At 35.6% G+C, this 15980-nt stretch carries 17 protein-coding genes; 11 read left to right on the forward strand and 6 right to left on the reverse strand.

The window, feature by feature from the left end:
* The 6 genes from ABX784_RS10260 to ABX784_RS10285 form a co-directional block, all read left to right on the forward strand.
* On the forward strand, positions 1 to 334 hold a 334-nt coding region (locus tag ABX784_RS10260; RefSeq protein WP_372654941.1), incomplete at its 5' end, for an HD domain-containing phosphohydrolase.
* Between the two features lie 267 nt (positions 335 to 601).
* On the forward strand, positions 602 to 2506 hold the full coding sequence (locus ABX784_RS10265) for a hypothetical protein (protein WP_372654942.1): 1905 nt from the start codon (positions 602 to 604) through the stop codon (positions 2504 to 2506).
* A gap of 32 nt (positions 2507 to 2538) precedes the next feature.
* Positions 2539 to 2877, forward strand: coding sequence for a hypothetical protein (locus ABX784_RS10270; protein WP_372654943.1), 339 nt, complete (start codon positions 2539 to 2541; stop codon positions 2875 to 2877).
* Positions 2861 to 3277 (forward strand): methylmalonyl-CoA epimerase, encoded by a 417-nt coding sequence (gene mce, locus ABX784_RS10275; protein ID WP_372654944.1) that lies wholly within the window; start codon positions 2861 to 2863, stop codon positions 3275 to 3277. The genes ABX784_RS10270 and mce overlap by 17 nt, the downstream gene beginning before the upstream one ends.
* A gap of 2 nt (positions 3278 to 3279) precedes the next feature.
* Positions 3280 to 4011, forward strand: coding sequence for a rhomboid family intramembrane serine protease (locus ABX784_RS10280; RefSeq protein WP_372654945.1), 732 nt, complete (start codon positions 3280 to 3282; stop codon positions 4009 to 4011).
* Positions 4012 to 4083: 72 nt separating this feature from the next.
* A complete protein-coding gene (locus tag ABX784_RS10285; protein WP_372654946.1) occupies positions 4084 to 4272 on the forward strand; it encodes a hypothetical protein in 189 nt (62 codons plus the stop codon).
* A 46-nt stretch (positions 4273 to 4318) separates the two neighbouring features.
* Here the strand turns inward: ABX784_RS10285 and fliL are convergent, their stop codons facing one another.
* Positions 4319 to 4789, reverse strand: coding sequence for a flagellar basal body-associated protein FliL (fliL, locus tag ABX784_RS10290; protein ID WP_372654947.1), 471 nt, complete (start codon positions 4787 to 4789; stop codon positions 4319 to 4321).
* A gap of 177 nt (positions 4790 to 4966) precedes the next feature.
* On the opposite strand from fliL, the gene ABX784_RS10295 reads away from it, so the two are divergent.
* Entirely contained in the window at positions 4967 to 5881 is a 915-nt protein-coding gene (locus ABX784_RS10295) for a serine protease (protein WP_372654948.1), read from the forward strand.
* On the opposite strand, the gene ABX784_RS10300 is transcribed toward ABX784_RS10295, so the two are convergent.
* The gene (locus ABX784_RS10300) at positions 5871 to 6917 is read right to left on the reverse strand and encodes a hypothetical protein (RefSeq protein ID WP_372654949.1); all 1047 of its coding nucleotides are present in this window, start codon (positions 6915 to 6917) and stop codon (positions 5871 to 5873) included. The genes ABX784_RS10295 and ABX784_RS10300 overlap by 11 nt on opposite strands.
* 204 nt (positions 6918 to 7121) lie before the next feature.
* Between ABX784_RS10300 and ABX784_RS10305 the strand changes: the two genes are divergently transcribed.
* Both ABX784_RS10305 and ABX784_RS10310 read left to right on the forward strand, forming a co-directional pair.
* A complete protein-coding gene (locus ABX784_RS10305; RefSeq protein ID WP_372654950.1) occupies positions 7122 to 9695 on the forward strand; it encodes a transglycosylase SLT domain-containing protein in 2574 nt (857 codons plus the stop codon).
* Positions 9677 to 10063, forward strand: a complete 387-nt coding sequence (locus tag ABX784_RS10310) for a hypothetical protein (protein ID WP_372654951.1) — start codon at positions 9677 to 9679, stop codon at positions 10061 to 10063. The genes ABX784_RS10305 and ABX784_RS10310 overlap by 19 nt, the downstream gene beginning before the upstream one ends.
* Positions 10064 to 10099: 36 nt before the next feature.
* Here ABX784_RS10310 and ald read toward each other — a convergent pair whose 3' ends face one another.
* On the reverse strand, positions 10100 to 11206 hold the full coding sequence (ald, locus tag ABX784_RS10315; RefSeq protein ID WP_372654952.1) for an alanine dehydrogenase: 1107 nt from the start codon (positions 11204 to 11206) through the stop codon (positions 10100 to 10102).
* Positions 11207 to 11296: 90 nt separating this feature from the next.
* Positions 11297 to 12112, reverse strand: coding sequence for an MBL fold metallo-hydrolase (locus ABX784_RS10320; RefSeq protein ID WP_372654953.1), 816 nt, complete (start codon positions 12110 to 12112; stop codon positions 11297 to 11299).
* Between the two features lie 95 nt (positions 12113 to 12207).
* On the opposite strand from ABX784_RS10320, the gene ABX784_RS10325 reads away from it, so the two are divergent.
* Together ABX784_RS10325 and ABX784_RS10330 are read left to right on the forward strand one after the other, a co-directional pair.
* Positions 12208 to 13590: a M16 family metallopeptidase gene (locus ABX784_RS10325; protein ID WP_372654954.1), complete on the forward strand. Its 1383-nt coding sequence runs from the start codon at positions 12208 to 12210 to the stop codon at positions 13588 to 13590.
* Complete coding sequence (locus ABX784_RS10330) at positions 13590 to 14969, forward strand: M16 family metallopeptidase (RefSeq protein ID WP_372654955.1); 1380 nt, start codon at positions 13590 to 13592, stop codon at positions 14967 to 14969. Before ABX784_RS10325 ends, ABX784_RS10330 begins: the two co-directional genes overlap by 1 nt.
* A 33-nt stretch (positions 14970 to 15002) precedes the next feature.
* Here the strand turns inward: ABX784_RS10330 and ABX784_RS10335 are convergent, their stop codons facing one another.
* Positions 15003 to 15353, reverse strand: a complete 351-nt coding sequence (locus tag ABX784_RS10335) for a polymer-forming cytoskeletal protein (RefSeq protein WP_372654956.1) — start codon at positions 15351 to 15353, stop codon at positions 15003 to 15005.
* 2 nt (positions 15354 to 15355) lie between these two features.
* Positions 15356 to 15980 (reverse strand): hypothetical protein (locus ABX784_RS10340; RefSeq protein ID WP_372654957.1); only part of this gene is annotated, 625 nt, incomplete at its 5' end.

Here is a 15980-nt window from a genome sequence, read left to right on the forward strand (position 1 = left end):
TAGTCTCAATTTCTCAAAGTATAAAATGCACCCGATTAGGAGTGCTGAGATGTTAGGCGGGCTTAGCTTTATCGACAATGATATAATTACTATGATTGAGCAGCATCATGAAAGTGGTGATGGAAGTGGATTTCCTAGAGCATTAACTAATACTCAAATCACAAAGTTGAGCTGTATTTTTATTACTTCTGAATTTGTAACGAAACGACTGCTTAGTCGCAAGACTAAAGATATAAAACTATTTCGAGATATCATTGAGACAATTCCTCAGACTAATAGAGAAGGAAACTTTAAGGAAATATTTAATTCCTTAGATTCATTTTTTAAAAAGTGACTTTCTTGACACTCGTAGCTTGTATGAATAAAAACTAGTTAAATTGCCATCTTCTTGTGTCGGTTCTATATAATTTTTCTGTAAATTAATACTGTTTTCCTCAGCTGTAAATCACTGAAAGTTTGAGTAAATCTTAGATCAAAGGTAAAACTTTGCCTCTATAGGGCCATAACATCTTAAAATAAGAGAAAGACTTAAGTGACAAGTACTTGAAGTCGATAAGTCATTGAGAACTCAAATTTAGAGTTCAAATTTAAGGGCAGTTTCATGGCAGAGACAAAGAGAATATTAACATTAATTACATTAAGCGCTCTCCTTCTTACTTCATGTGTAGGGGAAGGTGGATCTTCGCGAACATCACGCTTTTCTAATTCAGCAACTGATGCCGCAGGTGGTACTGGTGGTGATGTTGGATCAAACTCCGGAGCAACTCCTGGTAGTAGTGATACTATTGGTGATGATGGCTCAGTTTCTATTGGCTCTCAAGTTGAACTCATGCATTTAGTTGATCCTTTTGATGGAACATATAAAAAGAAGCTAACCCTTCCAAAAAATTTCACAGGACTACTTTATCTTTCAGGTTTAAATATCTCATCTCTTTCAGATAGACTTGTATACGCAAGGTTTGTATTTGGTAAGGAATATGAGCCTGTGACAATTGCTGCAACTATTGGGCGCGCTCCTGGAATTATTCCTCAGAGTGATGTTGAAGTTGTAATTCTTGATATGGCAGGACACCCTTTTGAGGATATGCGTCTGTCTTATAACTTATTTGATTATAATGAATATGCAGATGAAAATAGATCGGGAGGGTTAGAGGATATTGTAACTGACCCTAGAGATACAAATCTATACTGTAGAGGACTTCACTCAATAGATGATAAAACATTTGAGAGCGGAGTAGGAAATAGCTCTTGTGATACTGCAGGAGAAGTTTGTAAGTATACTTACGCTAGAATTGAAGATATTGGTCTCTACTATGACACTGATACGGCTTCTCTTCCATTTTTTCCAACTGAACCACATGTTGCTCTAAGTAGTAATGACTATGAGTCTGAGCCTTTTTCAAACTCTATAAAAAAATGTCTTCCTGATTCAATAAACCAAAGTATTAACGAGAAGGCCCTGGGGACAACATTCTCTGGTGGACTAGGTTATGGTGTTAAACTAGATGTAGATGGTGGAGTTTGTGGTGATGTCGCTGATGAAGAGTGTTACACTTATTATGGACCTTACAGGGATATCGATAGAAGTAGCTGGCAAATTTCAGGTGCGGCCATATTCTCTGACACTGATGCTTCAACAGCTCCAACTGGAATTTATAAAAAATCTTTTGGTGTAAACGGTTACGAATCATTTCTTTTCCCAAGAGCTGGGAAAATGGACCTTCAAGCAGGTGTTGAGTACTTTGGAAGTACTACACCATTTGATGGAACATCATTTGATATCCTTGCTCTTACTACAAGTGGAGAGTCTGAGTACGTTAACGGTTGTAGCATGAGAGCTACAAATTATGACTCTACAACTCAAGAGGGACTCAGCTCATGTAATGTGACTGCAAGAGTTGAGCTGTTTAGTAAGGATGCTGACGGTAATGAAACAATTATCACTCAATCAAATAATATTGTTCTACAATTAATTAGACCAAGCCTTACTGACTACAGGGGACAGGAAGTACTTTACACTTCAATGAAGACTTGTTCTTCAAGCCAAACTTGTGGTGGTAGTGAGTGTTGCTTTAACAATAGATGCTGGTCAAAAGAGTTAGTTAGTCAGTGTTTAGAAGATGTTCCTGTTGTAGGAAATAAAGGTGTAGGGGAAAGCTGTAGTACGGATTATGAGTGTTCTAGTATCTGTTGTAACCAAACAACTGGTAGTTGTGCAGTTCATTTAAATACTGATGATCAACAAGTATTTTGCTCTAAGTCTCCTGGACAATCTTGTGTGGCAAAAGAATGGTGTCGACAAGAAAACGTACCAAATTGCTTTATTGTTAAGACTGGTGCTGATAATACTGGACAGACAACTTGTGCCTTAAGATGCTACAATGTTCCAACTTTTGGAGATTGTACAAGTGGAGTATGTACTCCTCCTGATATTCCTGCGGTACCTTCGTTTGATCCGAGCAATCCTGATTGTTCAGAAGCAATTGACCCTCCAACATTCGATTAGAAAAACTGTAAAATATCCTATAGAATGTCACAATGATAAATATTATTGTGACATTTATAGCTGTAAGCTTAGCAAGTACGCCTCTCTTTAATGAGAAAGAAATTAAAGAAGTACAGTACTTGAAAACGTCAAAATATCTTTTTGAAAAGAGAAGGGAAGAGTTGCAAGACTATTCAACTCTTCAACTTACTTCTATTTTGAAACTGATAGCTGAAAGAGAGCAAAAGGTTCTAGATCAAAAAATAAATCCAAAATTTTGGAAGACATTTGATGAATACACCGACAATCAATTAAGAACTAAAATAATAATGGATTTAATATTAAAAGATCTCTACGAGAAAGAGGGAGAAGAAGATGATAGGAAAAGATAGCGTACTAGATCACGTTGCAATTGCAGTAAAGGATCTAGATAAGTCCCAGAAGATTTGGGAAGATATGGGACTAGAATTCTCTGGTGAACGAGAAGTTGTTGAGTCACAAGGGGTTACAACTGCCTTTGCTCAGATGGATGAGAATGCTCACTTGGAACTACTTTGTCCATTTGGTGAGAGTGGACCAATCCATAAGTTCTTAGAGAAAAAAGGCGAGGGAATACATCACTTATGCTTCAAAGTTTCTGATGTCGTTGCAAAATGTAATGAATTGAAAGAAAAAGGTTATACTTTACTTAATGAGTCTCCAATAGACGGTGCTAATAATTGCTTAGTAAACTTTATTCACCCAAAGTCGACAGGTGGTGTACTCATTGAGGTTTCTCAGAAAAAGGCATAATTATGAATCAATCACAAATACATATTCCAACATTATCAAAAGTAAATAAGATCATTCTTATTGTTATGGTTGCTCTATTTGTACTTTCAAGTATTTTAAAGGCCTCAGGTGGAATAGGTCTAGTATCATATCTGGGATTATCTCCAGCAATGTTTTTCTCTGGCCATATCTACGAAATAGCAACATATCCATTTATAGCGAGCGGTATATTTGATGTTTTATTCAATGGGCTACTGCTATGGTTTATTGGTAGTGAACTTGAGTCACAGTGGGGAGCAACTCGCTATATTGCTTTTCTCGTTACTTCAACAATTGGTGCTGGGATAATTTACTTATTAGTCTCGACGCTTTTTCTATCTGGTTCAGGACTCTTTGGTTATCCACTATATGGCATGCATGGAGCAGGCTCAGCTTTATGCTTGGCCTATGCTGTTCTCTACCCAGACCGTATTTTCACTTTTATGCTGATCTTTCCAATGAGGGCCAAGTACTTCTGTATGATTCTTGTTGGGATGTTGCTCTTTAATGGGTTCTTCACTCCTGGAAAAGTTTTGGCCTGGGGACACTTAGGAGCGATGGCATTTGGTTATGGCTGGATGCATCTAATTGCGTCGCCTAAGTGGAAGAAGTTCACTTCTGATCACGATAAAAAGGTTAAAATGCGCTCAAAGAGTAAGGCCAATCTCAGAATTGTTAAAGATGACGATGAAAAGCCACCAAAATACTGGCAATAATCTTTACGAATTGAGTTAAAAAGTGTTAGATTGCTCTTTAATTCGCATTAATAACTAATTTTAGAGGTAAAAATGAGACTTAGTAAGGCCTTACAAGATAAAGAATTGGATAAAAGATTAAGAGATAAGCTAGTTGCAGAAGGTAAACTTAGCAAAGCTGACGTTGAGAGCTTCATTAATAGCCTTCCTGATGACGCCGCTAATATGACAACGACAGAAGAAGTAGAAGGACGTTTAACTGAGTCCGTTACTGTAGAATAAATATATCAAATACTTGGCCTTCTTTTCGAAGGCCTTTTTTTTAGGTTTATTGAACAACAAATTTTGTGAATAGAACACCTTTGACAAGCTGTTCTCCTAAGATAAGGTTTACAGATTTTTTAATCCTTTCCTCAAGTAATATTTTTCCAGAAACACTATTTAACTCTTCAGCTGTCATTCTTCCCGCAACATTAATAATTGAATCATTAATCATTGATCTATGAGCCTCGAACTTATCATCTGAATTGTGATTGAAAGGGACGAGTTGAGTTTCAACACTTAGAAATCTAAGTTTTGTCTTCCTCGCCTTAAGGTTTATTATTAGAGAATCAAGCTTAAAGGGAGCAGGGAATGCCATTTTCTTATTATCAGACAATAGTCTCTGTAGCTCTGCTTGCTCATTTGGAAGTGGTTTTTTATAAATCATTTCCGTATAGAGAAACACACCAACGCATACTGCTGTAGCAAGAAAAGAGAGAATTAGAATAATATTGTCTACGAGCTTATTTCCCGTCATTTTGTACTCCTTCGCACCTCTTAATTCTAGCAGTTCAGTAAAGATCTATAAAGGCTTGAAAACTCTTCCTCATATATATTTTAAGTATCTGTAAATACATGATGTAAGGAGTTGTCAGAATTGTCGTTTTGTAACTCTGCTTCCAGTGGGATAGATAAATCTACTCAAGAGGTGAAAATGTTGAAGTTGTTAAGTATTGTTGCTCTCACTCTGTCTATTTGTAATTCATGGGCAAATCAAAAAGTTATATACGGCAAAGACGCTAGAGTTGAAGTGTATTCTGCAGAAAAGAAGTGGCAGAATATGGCCATGTCGACAGCGGCACTTATATCGTTAGAGAACTTAAAATATAATAAGACTAGAGGAACATATCAGGTCTCATCGCTAGGTGAAGAGAGTATGGGGGAAAAGTTGAACCTCTGTTCTGATGTTCGCTTTAAAGATCAAATAAATATCTCAACTTGTTCTGGTTTTCTTGTAAAGGATGATGTCCTCCTAACTGCAGGCCATTGCGCGACAGGTGAGATGAAAGATATTTGTTCATCAGGTAAGTATGCTTGGGTTTTTGGATACCAAGCTAAAGAGTTTCAAGATACAAGAAATATAGAAATACCAAAAAGTAATATTGTAAAATGCACCGAAGTCCTAAAAGCAACAATGAATAGGACTATAGACTTTGCAGCAATTAAGCTTAGTCGAAAATTAAAAAGAAAACCTTTGAAGTTAAATAAGTCTAAGGACATTTTAGCGAATGAGAAATTAGTCGTAATTGGAACACCGTGGGGACTACCAACAAAGGTAAGCCTAGACGGAGGAATAATCAATAATAAGTCTAAATACTACTTCACTGCTTCATTAGATACTTTTCAAGGAAACTCAGGATCAGCTGTTTTTAATAGCAGAACAGGCCTTGTAGAAGGGATACTTGTAAGAGGTAAGACTGATGCTGTTTCAGATGAAGATACTTACTGTCGCAGAGTTAACCACTGTGATAATAATGGGAACAATTGTAGTTATACTGCTGGATTTCAGGTGGGTGAGGATGTCATGAGAATGCCATTCGTATACAAGAAAATTTCTTCTAGTCTGTAGAGTAGATTTCCGCATCTAATATATCCTCAATAATCTCTTTCTTTTTCTGGCAGCGAACTTGCTGCCAGCAAGACTCATATGAGTTTATTAGTTCTTTATTTTTATAAAAGTCTATTGAGAATGTATGTTTTAGTTTTTCAACATAGATATAGTTAGCGATACTTTCAATAAAGTCTTTCGAACTTCCCATCATAGAAAATAGATTAACAAAGCTTGTTTTTTCAATCTCTTTATAAAAAATGGATTGTTCTTCTGTTGAGAAAAGAGGTTCACCTTTAGAATAATACCTTAGGTAATGGAGCTCTTCGAGTAGGTCCTCTCTTTTAGGAGAGACAATAGTATCTTTCAGCTTCCAAGATTGATTTATAAACTTGTACTGAGTAGGGTTAAGAAAATAGGCATCTTTAGATGATGGAAAGTATTTTGGATTCCAGTTTAAAATAATAGCAATTAAATAGGATAGGGCCATCTGTGAGGTGTTCACAGTACTATTTTTATGAGAGAGATAAGGAGTAAAGCTAAACTCTTCTTTATTTTGAAATGCTGTATATTCTCTCCATTTATACCAGTCATTTATTCTCTGATTGATAACGTCTATATCTAGAAAGCTAATAAATTGACCTGTGTTCTCTTTAGCATCCCCAGTTAGTTGAATTGTCAAAGTTGTAACACCTAGACCTTTAACTAGAAAAATCTTTCTTAGATGCTTGTTTAAATATACTTTTAACTCTCTTGGTAGAGATAGGAGAGCGTATCTAAAGACATGCTGAAAATTAAATGAATCTATGTCTGATTCTTTAATATTTTTAGCTGGGAACAGTCCGTAGGCACCTTTTAGTATGGAGAATAATTGTTCCTCTTGATCACTTAGGCTTGTCGATACTTTTGTCTCTAGGTTTCTATTTTCTGTCCATTTCCAGGATGAAAGTTTAGTTAAGGGGTGACTCTCTAGTTTCTTTTTGTAGACAAATCTTTGCGGTTGAGTTGAGCATGATAAGAAAAGTAAAAATGAAATGTATACTAATCCTTTAATCATTAACAATTCTCTCTAATTCATTTATTGAAGTAACTCTTTAATTATTGCTAAGACTCTTACAGTCGTAGAAATATTTAGTATAGAGTTCTATCGTCACTTTTTGTCTAAAAACTTAATTAAGATGCTGATTTTATGAACAAACTAAATCTGCATTAACCAGTGTCTTTTACTTAAGTATTTAGCTCTAATTACCGATAAAATAGAATGAAATATTTTTTATTTTTACTAATATTTATTTTTTCTCGCTCAATATTTGCGAGCTCTGAGTTTGTATCAGTGAAGTCTGATGAAGTAGTAGAAGTAATTCAAAATGGTAAAAAATCGTACCTAAGATCTGGAGACTTAATTCAAATTAAAGAAGTTGATGGATGGAAGCGAGCAATTAGAATTATTACAACAATTTCTCCCGGTATTAACACGGGTGATGCCTTTATAGGCGAGTCTACTTATAATGATCACCTAACTGATGGTAATTTATCACAAGTAAGTTTAAAGCCAAAAAGTCATTACATAACTAAAGCAATAGAAGTCGAAATTTACAATGGTGCAAAAGTTCAGCTATCTCCTGGTGATGAAATACGTGTTCTTGAAGTCGATGGTTGGAAAAGAAAAATTGAAATCATTAATTCTAAAACTGGGATAAAGGGATCAGCTGTAATTGGAAATAATACCTACCTTGGATACTTGAATAGTAATGTTATTTCAAAAAAAACACCTGTTAAAAAAACATTTGCTAAGCAAGAAGAGTATGAATATGACTCTTTAGATAGCTTAATTCAAAGACTCATGAATTATGATGGTGAGGGTGACTCTGTAGATGATGAGGAGTTATCTTCAGGTGTCGAGGTTTCAAGTGTTACTACTAGCTGTCCTCAAGTAGGAAAGGCCTATAAAATTGACCGTTTTATAAATGTTCAAAGTAAAGGTGATAAGACTCTCGGTGTCCCAAAAGGGTCAACGATTAGTGTTAAGTCTAGTGGTAGTTCTTGTTCTATAGAAGTATTAGAATTACCAAAAGAGTCCAACTTAAATATCAAAATTTATTCTCCCTCAGTAAAAACATTTCCTTCAAATTTAAATTCTGACTTTCTAACAGAGGTTCAAAGACCAAGTGAGTCTGTTAAATTAGGGCCGGGAGTAAAGTTTAAATTAGATAAAAACTCTTCTGTTCATGCTTATGGGCGAAGAACTGGGAAGCGCTATAAGCTTGAACCAAAAGATACATTGAAGGTAGTAGGAAAGCACCGAAATGGTGACTACATCGTCACAAGAAACGGAGAGAAATGGGAATATCGTATTCCTTATGAGGATCTTGATGAGTTAAATGATAATGCTCAACTTTCTGTCAATTTAATGGATTCTGCGACTAATATACTTACAGATAACTCTCTTGAAGAAGCTGTTAATACAGTTTCTGCAGAGTATGATTGTACAGATGATGTTAGAGAGAACTATGAAGATGTTCCTCTTGAAGCAACTGATATCGAGTGGCAGACTTGTCGTTTAAAAAACTCTAAAAATAGTAGAGGAAAGACACTGCAGGCAAACGATTACATGGATAAAGAACTTAAGTTAAAAAATAGTGATATCAATAAGATTCTAGAAGTTCCAGAGAAGAGAAGATTCGCAAAATGTATCTCTTCTAGTTTAAGGCATGGAACCAATAGAAGTTCAAATCCTAGTTGTGCTAAAGACTCTAAAGGAAATATCATTCCAAAAAGAATTAGGCAGGCAACCTATAGTAAGAAAAGTGGAAAAAAGAGATTTGCTGGTTGGAGATTATTAAATAAGGCCCCTAAGGCCTGTGCATCGAAAGAACTCTCAAGTCATTTGGCAGACAGATTTGTTGATATGACAAAATGTTTAGGAGTTGATGCTAAAGAGCTATTTCCAATTATTAATCATGAGTCCCACTTTCAGCCAAAAACTATTAGTCCAACCTTTGCTCTAGGAGTTGGACAAATCGTTTCAGTTAACTATATGGACTTTTACAATAAGTTAAATCAGGCAAAGAGCATGATTAAATCAAACTCTAGAGTCTTAAATTACGCTAAACCTTTTTCTACTAAAGAGGGATACAGGGCCTATGAAGACAGTCCTTCGAGGTCGAAAAAGGTAAGTCGATTAACTGCATTTTTTCTATCTGATTTAAAAGATAAAATGACTGGTAATCAAAAGGAATGTAAAGGGCTTAAGAATATTTATGATAACCCATTAACTCTTCCATCATCAGCAAAAAAGAGTGCTTCAAAAGTGAATGAATATTTAAGAGCTAGAGAAAATGAAAGGCTTTGTTCACCAAAAAATCCGGATGAAGGATTTTATATGGCGGCCGTATATTATATGTATAATAAAAAATATTTTACTTATATGCTTGAAAAAGAGAATAAAGAAAATAAGTTAAATATGACAGCAAAGCAGATTAAAGACTTCTCTATTATTCTTGCTCGATGGTCTTACAACGGTGGGGTTGCCGGCGTAAGTGGACCATTTGAAAGACTCGTGCAGAAACTGAAGAAAGGAACAATTGAGTCTTTAGATAAGAATAATAATCCAATAGGAAATAAGAAGAGAAAAGTTTCTGGCTTTTCAAATTTCTCTAATGACGATTTTAAAAGTTATATGAGCTATGTCATCAAACATCGATACAAAGGTGGAAATGCTCGTAGACTTGAGGTTGCAAGATACGTTGCAGGTTCAAACGGTGTTGGTGGAATAGATGGTGACTTAAAACAAGTTGAAAAAGGAGAGGAGAACTCATGTGGTACTACATACTAGCTTTTCTTATTACTTTCTCAGCTCACGCTTATGACGTTGGTAAAGTTATAGATACAAATATAAAAACGATTTCATTACTAAAAGAATTTAAAGATCAAAAAGAAAGAGTGAGTATACTTCATTCTGAAATAAGCAAAGTAAAAAAGAATTCTGAACTATCAGATAAAGACTTTTACATCGCAACCGATTTCTTAAAATCTCTAGATGCAATCGTTCAGATGGAGAATTTTTCCGTTGAGAATTGTTTTAACACTCGAGTAGGCCTATTGGCAGACTTTGGGGTTAGGTCAGTTGATATGAGTGAAAAGAATTTACCTGAAGGTGCTAAGAAGGGAATTGTCTTACTGAAGCTTATCTGTAGAAAGTAGATAAAAAAAGCCTTCCACTTAGGAAGGCCTTTGAGATTATATTTTTAAAGCTGTATACGGTAAATCTAAATCTACTGCAACTTGTTCATAAACTAAGTCACCTTTGTAAACATTGATCCCTTTTCTAAATGCTGGATCCATTTTCGCCGCTTCTTCAACTCCCATAGATGCAATCATTCTTGCATATTTAAGAGTTACGTTCGTTAGTGCAAAAGTAGAAGTTCTAGGAACTGCACCTGGCATATTTGCTACACAGTAGTGAACTACGCCATCTATATCAAAAGTAGGGTTCTGGTGAGTAGTTGGCTTACAAGTTTCAATACAGCCACCTTGATCAACTGCGATATCTACTACAACAGAACCTTTGTCCATTTTAGAAATCATATCTCTAGTTACTAGTTTAGGTGCCTTTGCTCCAGGAACTAAAACAGCTCCAATAACTAAGTCTGATGCTACAACACTAGTTTCAATGTTCTCAATATTAGAGAATAGAGTAGTGATTCTATTATCAAATAAATCATCTAGCTCAGCGAGTCTCTTAGTAGATAGATCAATTGCTGTTACGTCAGCACCCATTCCCATCGCCATTTTTATTGCATTTGTACCTGCGATTCCGCAACCAATAACTGTTACTTTCGCTCTTCTTGTTCCTGGTACACCACCAAGAAGAATACCTTTTCCACCATGATCTTTTTGAAGGTAAGCAGCACCTACTTGTGTTGCCATTCTTCCTGCAACTTCAGACATTGGAGTAAGAAGTGGAAGTGATCCATCATCTGGCTGGATCGTTTCATAAGCAATTGAAGTTGATCCTGATTTCATTAAACCTGTTGTCTGCTCGTAGTCAGCAGCAAGGTGAAGGTAAGTATAAAGAATATGATGTGGCCTTAAGCAAGCAATCTCTCTCGCTTGTGGCTCTTTAACTTTAATAATCATTGTTGATTCAGCAAAAACATCTTCTAATGTTGGAAGAATTTTTGCTCCAGCATTAATATATTCCTCGTTTTCGATTCCTACACCAACACCTGCATTGTTCTCGATGAAAACTTCGTGCCCATCATGTACTAGTTGTCTAACTCCACCTGGAACAAGACCAACTCTGTTTTCATTATTTTTAATTTCTCTAGGTACACCTATTTTCATCAACTCTCTCCTGAATAGAGTAATAAAACTTAACTTTTTGAAAAATATAATCATTTAGATACGTTATTGAAACCAAAAAATAGGGGTATGTTAATAATATAAGATTTGGGAATCAAAAGTAGGGTATACAGGGAAGGAGAAGGTCTTTTTTGCATCACTCTTTAGTTGATCGTGATCGAGAGAGTGATTCATGTGAATTAGACCGCATTCTTTGGGTCTAATCTGTGAAATATATTCAAAGGACCTGTCTTGCCACAGGTGTGTTTTATGTTCACGGTTAGTAACACAATCTAGGATTAGGAGATCTAGCTCTTTATCTCTCAAGTAGGTAATTTGATCTTTTGTAAGCTCGTTACAGTCTATAATATAGGCCATTTTTTGATGTATTATTCCTAGCGTTTCAGTATGGCCATGCTTGAGTAGAAGAAATTCAAATTCTTCTCCAAGGATCGTATTTTTTACCCCAATATTGACTGTTTCTAGTGAAAGTCTTGGAATGCCCCCTCCTATATTAGGAAGTTGATCGTTTGGCCTAAATATATATGAGAACTTCTTAGTCAGTTGCGCGACGCACTTATCATAGGTGTAAATTGGTATTGATTTCCCATTAGGTGGAAATGTGAGAGGACGTAAGTCGTCTATTCCATGGGTGTGATCTGCGTGATCATGAGTAATAAAGGCCAGGTCAATTTTATTTATTTTGTTTAAGAGTAGCTGATGTCTAAGGTCGGGAGTTGTGTCGACAATAATAGAGCGACCTCCAGACGTTTGAAGGTGTATACTAGTTCTAAGGCGGTAATTCTCCTTTATGGGGGAGTTACAGACAGAACACTTGCAGCCGACCATTGGAATACCAGTGCTAGTACCAGAACCTAAAATTGTTAACTTATTCTTTGTTTTGGTCATAGATCTCTAGTTGTCATTGCAGTTTCAAGTGTTTAAGCTATATCTTTAGTATTAACTATACCAATTCTTTTGAAAATGGGTAGGGAGAAATCTCAATGAATAAAACAATTATCTTTTTATTACTTTTGTCTTTAGTAGGCTGTTCTAACTTCACTAATAAAGGAGAAGGACTTAATTCTGCTTCGAGTGATCTAAAGCTAGATGTAAAGAAGTTTACACTCTCTAACGGTCTTAGACTCTTAGTGGTTGAGAATCCTCAACTTCCAATCTACTCATATTATACTTTCTTTGATGTTGGGGGAAGATATGAGACCAACGGAACGACTGGTGCAACTCACTTCCTAGAGCATATGATGTTTAAGGGAGCTAAGAAATATGGACCACATAAGTTCGATACTTTTATAGAAAGTAATGGTGGTTCTACAAATGCTTATACAAGCTTTGACTCAACTGTTTATTATGAAAACCTACCAAGTCATACGTTAGAAACAATGATTGATATGGAAGCAGATAGACTTCAGTATGTTCTTCTTGAGCCTAAGGCATTTGAGAAGGAAAGAGCTGTCGTACTTGAAGAGAGAAAGTATCGCTACGAAAATAGTCCGAAGGGACAACTATTTTTAGCTATGATGCAGTCAGTTTTTAAAGGGACTCCATATGGTGGTTCTGTAATTGGTGACGAAGCTGATGTTAAGAATTTAAAAATCCCAGAAATGAGAAAGTTTTTCGACCAATTCTACACACCTGATAATGCAGTTGTAGTTATAGTAGGGGATGTTGACGCAGATAAAGTCTATGAAATGGTTAAAGATAAGTATGGACATATTAAGCCATCAAAAGACTTAAAAGAATTTAAGAAGCAAATGGATTCCGAAGAAAGGTATACTCATAGAGCAAGATATAAAAGAGATGTTAAGCTTTATGGACAGAGTCCATCACCGATGTTTTCTGTAGCTTATAAAGGTAAGAAAATAGGCGAAGAAACTTCATATGTTTTAGATATTTTAAGCTCTATTCTAGGTGATGGTTCTAGTGCTTATTTTCACCAAAAATATGTGAAAAACAAAAGACCTCTTCTCTCTAGTATTTCAGTAGCTAATTATACTCTTCGTCATAATGGTGTTTTCTTCCTTACAGGGGAACTACTGAAAAGAACAAATCTTAATAAGTTTAAGCACCGTCTATTGAAAGATATTAGAAGGTCTTGTAATGAGGCCATTACTGAGAGAACTGTTCAAAAGACAAAGAACCAATACCTCGTTCAATACTATAGTGAATTACAGACAAATAGTGGCGTCGCAAGCTTTATTGGCCTTAGAGAAAACTTCTACAACGACTATTCTTTCTATAACAAAGAGTTAGAAATTTATCAGTCAATAACTGCTGAGCAAGTTAAAAAGGTATGCCACGATATCTTTGATAAAAATGAATATATATTCCTCTCTGTGTGGGACAAGAATCCAAAAGGAAATAAGTAATGAAAGTATATTTTTTAAACTTACTAGTTCTCATTTGTAGCTTTTCTCTCTCTTCAAATAGCTTTGGTTTTGGAAAAGATAGAATTAAGAAATTAAACTGGAATGGTATAGAAGTGACTTGGCTTGAAGATAGTAGATTTCCTACTTACCAGGCAATGTTCCACTTCGCAGACGGTTCTCTCTCTGATCACTCTCGTCGAAAAGGTGAAACGTCAATGATGTTTGATCTTCTCGATAGTGGTACTAGAAGATACTCTCAAAAAGATATCTCTGATAACCTAGAGTACTTTGGGGCAAGCTGGGGAGCTTATGTAACTCATGAATCAACAGTGTTTGAAGTTTCTGGACTTGCTAAGGATATGAGTCCTACAATGAAAAAAGTTTGTCATCTTTTTAGAGATGCAAGTTTCACTAAAAAAGAAATGGATAAATATAAGAGAGCATTAAAAAATGCAGCTAGAAGTGCTGTGAATAATCACTCACTAATAGCCTCAAATGCATTTAGAGAGCTTTCTCTAGCAGGAACTCCATATAATTACCCTGTTAGTGGGAAGATCAAAGATTTAAAGAAAATCAAATCTCGTGATTTAAAAAATAAGCTTTCTTACTTCAACACTAAGGTGAAGAAGAAAGTGTATATTACTGGTCCTAAGTCCATTCTTGGACTCGAAGGGATTTTAGAGAAGGATTGTGGCTGGAAAGGAGCTGTTGAGGACTATGAGAGAGTGCTTACGTATAAGCCTAAAAAGCCTTCTAAGAGACCTCAGATCTATCTTGTAACAGTTCCAAAGGCCAATCAAGCACAGGTACGCCTCGGTCGTTTCCTAAACGAGGGAGAGTTTGAAAACCAAGAATTAAATTCTTTGAGCTCTGAGTTTTTAGGAGGAGGATTTACTTCAAAACTGATGCGTGAGATTAGAGTTAAAAGAGGTCTATCATATACTGCTAGTGCATACGCTGGAGGACAGAGGCAGTATGGTCGTTCTGTTATCTCTACTTTTACAAAAGTAAAAACGGTAAATGAGCTTCTTCATGTAGTTAAAAATATATTAAATGATATTAAGGACAAAGGAATTGATGAGGCCGAGCTTGAAAGAGCAAAAGGCTCTCTTGCTGGAAGCTTTCCTTTTAGATTTGAAAAGAGTTCTGCTTACCTGCAACAACTTATGCATTTAGATGATATCCATAAAAGCTATGACTCTTTGTACCATTTTCCTAATGTTGTAAAATCGTTTAAAGAAGAACAAGTTAGTAAGAACCTAACTTCTCTTTTTAATTGGAAAAATCAAACTGTTGTTATTGTTGGGCCAAAGAGCTTAGCAAAGGATTTAAAAGAGTTTGGAAAAGTAAATATTGTAAACTACAAAACGTTCTTTTAGTTAATTGTATATAGCTAGTCACATCTCTTGTGGCTAGCTACCCGTAGTGTGTCCATCTATATTCATAATTGCTCCAGGGTGAATCACTAAGTGTTGTGATTTAATCACACCAGAAAGACTTCCTGAAGGAAATATTTCAACTTTACCTGTAGAGATAATCTCGCCTTTTATAGTTCCAAAAACCTTTAGGTCCGCGCAATTGATCTTGCCTTCAATACGAGATGTTTCTTCTATTGTTAGTAGGGACTGATCTTTTATATGCACATCTCCCTCTAAGCTTCCGGCGATATGTGTTAGACCACTAAAATTGAAAATACCATTGAGACGAGTATTTTTACCAATAAGTGTGAATTCTTGTTCTTCAATCGAGATTATATTGTCCATAATTATTTCAAATCTTTTGCGACTAGCTTTTTGTAAAGCAAGTCACCAGTTCTAGAGAATACTAGTATTTTAAATAGTACTTTATGTTCATCGAAGCCCGATAGATCAAAGGTCGCATTCACGTGGCGGAGCCTAGAGAATGCAAATGATTCACCTTGATTGTAGGAGATTAGCATATCCTCTGAGGCTATTTCTTTTGTAGGGTAGAGTAAGATTCTACTCGTTGAGCTCATTAAAATATGGATATAGCCAGCTAATTTACGTCCATTCTTTGTTTGATTGATAATGTTGAATTTTATTTTTAAATCTTTATCAGTTCTTTCAAAGTTTATATCGTCAATAGTTAGCGCCGGTGTAGTACTTAAATCTTCTTGGCCAGCTACTGGCTTGAAGATTGCTAGTGAAGTAAATTTTATTCCCTCTGTCGTTCCACTTGAGAGTTTTTTCTCAAAGCTTTGGTTGAGAGTTTGTAACTGATTGACTTGATCTTGAAGCTCAGAGTTCGTAGCTTTAAGTTCTTTGATTACTGCCGGCTCTTTTCTTCTAGCCATTTCTCTAATTTGCTTGAAGTAAACACTTCCACCAATAATTACAAGGATTGAGATAATCGTAATTATAGGCAATACA

It is taken from the genome of Halobacteriovorax sp. (genome assembly GCF_041587335.1).
Lineage (GTDB): Bacteria > Bdellovibrionota > Bacteriovoracia > Bacteriovoracales > Bacteriovoracaceae > Halobacteriovorax.